2 protein-coding genes are annotated in these 1199 nt (G+C 65.0%); both read right to left on the bottom strand.

From position 1 onward, the window contains the following. Window positions 1-475: beta-keto acid cleavage family enzyme (locus AB4Y99_RS27725; protein ID WP_441525617.1), on the bottom strand; the 475-nt coding region annotated here is incomplete at its 3' end. An 11-nt stretch (window positions 476-486) separates the two neighbouring features. Further along, on the bottom strand, window positions 487-1199 hold a 713-nt coding region (locus tag AB4Y99_RS27720), incomplete at its 5' end, for an aminotransferase class III-fold pyridoxal phosphate-dependent enzyme (protein ID WP_441525616.1).

Below are 1199 nucleotides of genomic sequence, written 5' to 3'. Positions count from 1 at the left end.
GCACGCCGGCGGCATAGATGCGCTTGGCCATCTCGGTGACGTTGCGCGGCGTGTTTATGACGACCGCGGTCCCTGAGAACATCGTGTTGAGATCGAGCGTACAGATCTCGGGTTTCAGCGCCTCGACATGCGCCACGCGCCGTTCCGGCGTGGTCAATGTCGTTCCGGGTGCGGCGACAGCCGGCTCCTCGATGCCGGGCACGAAGCGTCCGCCTTCTCCGGTCGAGAGGTTTATGATCACGTCCGAGCCCGACTGCCGGACGCGATCGACGATCTCGGTGAAAAGCCCGAGATTCATGCTGCCTTTGGTCGAGACCGGATCGCGTGCGTGGAGGTGGACGACGGCCGCGCCTGCCCTGCCTGCCTCGACTGCTGCCGAGGCGATCTCGGCGGGCGTGACGGGAAGGCCGGGATGCTGCTCGCGCGAGGTGAGGTTGCCGGTGACGGCGCAGGTCAGGATCGTCTTGCGTGACACGAGAGCGCTCCTCAGGCGGCGATCTTGGAAGAGTGAAGAGTCGACGCCAAGGCCAGCCCGAGTTTTTCAACAATCTCCTCGACATGGCCCTCATTGATCGTGAATGGCGGCGCCAGCAGGACATGGTCGCCATTGACGCCGTCGGCCGTACCGCTCGACGGATAGCAAATTAGCCCGAGGTCCTGCGCCGCCTGTTTGATCTTGGCGGCAAGCTGGTTCTTCGCGGCGAAGGGATCTTTGGTCTCGCGATTGGCGACCAGTTCGAGCGAGTGGAACAGGCCGCGCCCCCTGATATCGCCGACATGGGGGTGCTGCCCGAAGACCTCGTGAAGCCGGCGCGACAGCAGGCCTCCGATGCGGTTGACATTGTCGAGCAGCCCTTCTTCCTCGATTGTCTCGATCACCGCGATCGAAGCCGCGCAGGCGATCGCATGGCTCATATAGGTGTGCCCGTTGGCGAGCAGGCCGGAGCCGGCCTCGATGGCGCCTGCGACGCGCTCGCTCGCCATCGTTGCCGCGATCGGCTGATAGCCCGCGCCCAGCCCCTTGGCGATGGTGATAATGTCGGGTCTGACGTTCTCCTGTCCAGTGACGAACATTGCTCCGGCGCGGCCCATGCCGCACATCACCTCGTCGGCGATGAAGAGCACGCCGTGCCGGTCGCAGATCTCACGGATTCGGGCGAGATAGCCTGGGACGGCAGGGACGGTGCCGAGCGTCGCGC

The organism is Allobosea sp. TAB14 (assembly GCF_052113865.1).
Classification (GTDB): Bacteria; Pseudomonadota; Alphaproteobacteria; order Rhizobiales; family Beijerinckiaceae; genus Allobosea; species Allobosea spartocytisi.
Note: the sequence above shows the minus strand (reverse complement) of the source record. Positions and strands in the feature narration are given on the sequence as shown.